Origin of the sequence: Bacillus sp. GbtcB14, assembly GCF_019091205.1 — a bacterium.
Taxonomy (GTDB): domain Bacteria; phylum Bacillota; class Bacilli; order Bacillales; family Bacillaceae_G; genus Bacillus_A; species Bacillus_A cereus_AG.
In genome coordinates this window covers 1-2,352 of record NZ_JAGXJT010000042.1, presented here as the reverse complement: position 1 = coordinate 2,352, position 2,352 = coordinate 1, and the positions used below count along the sequence as shown (strand labels likewise).

Here is a 2,352-nt window from a genome sequence, read left to right as displayed (position 1 = left end):
CCCCTCCACGTAATAGTGTAACATCCATGTGTATACATGGTCTTTTTCACACTGTCTACCTAAAGGGGATAATATCATCCCCTCAAATAAATACAATAATTGCAAAGATACTACAATCAATTTATTACAATATCCATTATCCTTATAGTTGGATTTTGTTTTATAACCATATTTTATAGGTGTTAAATTAAAAGTTCTTTAAGGTTTAAGACCTCTCTTTATTTATAGAAAAGGAATCAGTAAATACCTTGAAGTAATTATTAAAATTCGCTCTTACTTTACAATACCAACGCTTTTTCATCCTCTACTTGATAAAGGGCAAGCACAATTTCACTTATAAAAATGTTAACATTCTATAATATATTTTTATAAAGTTATTAATCATTATATATAGTTTTATATTTTTTATTTAAACAGCAATAGAAATACACGTTAGGGAGAAAAATTTAAATGTCTATTTACAAAGAATACGCTAACCTTTTAAAGGCAATATCACATACAATAAGAATCAAAATAATAATAGAACTTACTAAAAGAGGTCCATGCAATGTAAATCAAATAGCAGACTTTTTAGAAAGGCCACAGTCTACCACATCTCAACATCTAGCCATAATGAAATCACAAAAAATACTAGCTAGCAATAGAAAGGGATACGAAACTTATTATAGTGTGCAAGATAAAAGAATAAATACCCTTATAGAGGTGCTATTAGGACAAAAAATCAAATGATTATAATAATCAACAAAATAGTAAGTATCATATTTAAGTGCGGAGGAGAAATTTGTGGGAAATTCAATAAAAGTAGGTACAATTATTCAAATCTTCTCTAATGAAAAATTAACTGGAAGAACCTATCACTAACATTGCCGAACAAACCAATCTTCTCGCATTAAACGCTGCTATTGAAGCTGCGCGTGCTGGAGAAAATGGAAAAGGGTTTGCAGTAGTTGCAGCCGAAGTAAGGAATTTAGCAGAGAAGTCGAAAGAATCCGCAAATGAAATTAATCATTTAATACAATTGATTCAAACAGATACAAAAGATACGGTGAATGTCATGCAAAAAGGTCAACAAAAGGCTACAGAAGGAAAAGAAGCTGCTTATCAAGCAGATCAAGCATTATCATCTATTATGGTGGCTATTAATAAAATCACTAGCCAAATTCAAGAGGTATCTGCAGCAACAGAAGAAATGTCTGCTGGTACAGAAGAAGTTAATGCTTCTATATCAAGTGTTTCTGAAACTGCAACACAAATAGCTAAAGAAACCACTCAAACTGTACAGTCAATCCAATCACAAGCGGCATCAATTGAGGAAGTATCAAATCAATCTAACAACATAAAAGAAAAAGTAGAAGCATTATCAGAATTAGTTTCAAAATTTATTATTGAAACGCAAAAAAATGGAAAATAAAATAGGATAAACATAAAAAAACTACAGGTTCTTAATCAATTACAGACCTGTAGTTTTTTATTATGATTTATCTATTTCCAACCTTGGTCCTTCTTTTTTGTAAAACGAAGTGAAAGTAGGAGTAGTTCAAATCATTTCAAACATTAACTATACTTCCTGGTGGCGGTCACTAAAAAATAATACCTACAGTATTTGTAGTTGTTACTTTTAATTATTTAGGCTTGTAAAATATTTCGTATTTCTTCTATACGTAAATTTGTAAACTTTGCAATATCTTCTATTGGCATTCCGTTTTTATGCATACCACGAATAAGTTGCATTTTCCCTTTTTCAATCCCTTTTTGTTCTGCATAAGCAAACTTTGCGGCTTCATCCATCAACGCTTTCTCCCTTGCTTCATACGCTTGTCGGAAAGAAGAATCTTGACTCATACGTTCCCATTTATTCATCGCTTTTTGTAAAATAGGGTCTTGGTTCATCGCAATATCCTCCAATGTTTGAGTTAATTGTTCATCCTCATTCGCTGGAAGTAATAACAACCAACGAACAAAAGAATCTTCCCAGGGATTAACTTGTTCATTCCGCCACTGTTGCATGAGTTTTGGAATCTCCACAATATGAACTTCAATATCATCACTTAACTTCTTTTGTTGTTGCTGATTCCATAAGATTCCTGTTGTATGAAATGCTTCATATTCTGGAAACATCACAAAGTTTAATAAATTAATCGTAATGGTTTTGTGAAGAGAACTATATGGCATTCCCTTTTGTAGTTGGGATGTATATAGCCTTCCCCAGTAATACAAACTTCTCTTAATCATGTCATGATTGTTATTCAGCTGTATTTCTACATTTACCTTTGTTCCTGTATCTAATGTAGCGGAAATATCTAAAATCGATAATTTATCCTCTTCATGTTCTCGGTGCAAGTGTGGATCTTC

At 31.8% G+C, this 2,352-nt stretch carries 2 protein-coding genes and 1 pseudogene; 2 read left to right on the top strand and 1 reads right to left on the bottom strand.

Going from position 1 to position 2,352, the window contains the following annotated elements; translation table 11 throughout:
* Positions 1-450 precede the first annotated feature (450 nt).
* Together KVT31_RS29235 and KVT31_RS29230 are read left to right on the top strand one after the other, a co-directional pair.
* Complete coding sequence (locus KVT31_RS29235; protein ID WP_217613696.1) at positions 451-729, top strand: ArsR/SmtB family transcription factor; 279 nt, start codon at positions 451-453, stop codon at positions 727-729.
* 124 nt (positions 730-853) lie between these two features.
* Positions 854-1,411: pseudogene (locus KVT31_RS29230) on the top strand (methyl-accepting chemotaxis protein); the annotation flags it as partial.
* 215 nt (positions 1,412-1,626) lie between these two features.
* Here KVT31_RS29230 and KVT31_RS29225 read toward each other — a convergent pair.
* On the bottom strand, positions 1,627-2,352 hold a 726-nt coding region (locus KVT31_RS29225; protein ID WP_217613695.1), incomplete at its 5' end, for an Rpn family recombination-promoting nuclease/putative transposase.

Bases quoted from the DNA above. Each gene is read 5' to 3' on its own strand.
- KVT31_RS29235 (WP_217613696.1), top strand. From the start codon at position 451: ATGTCTATTTACAAAGAATACGCTAACCTTTTAAAGGCAATATCACAT.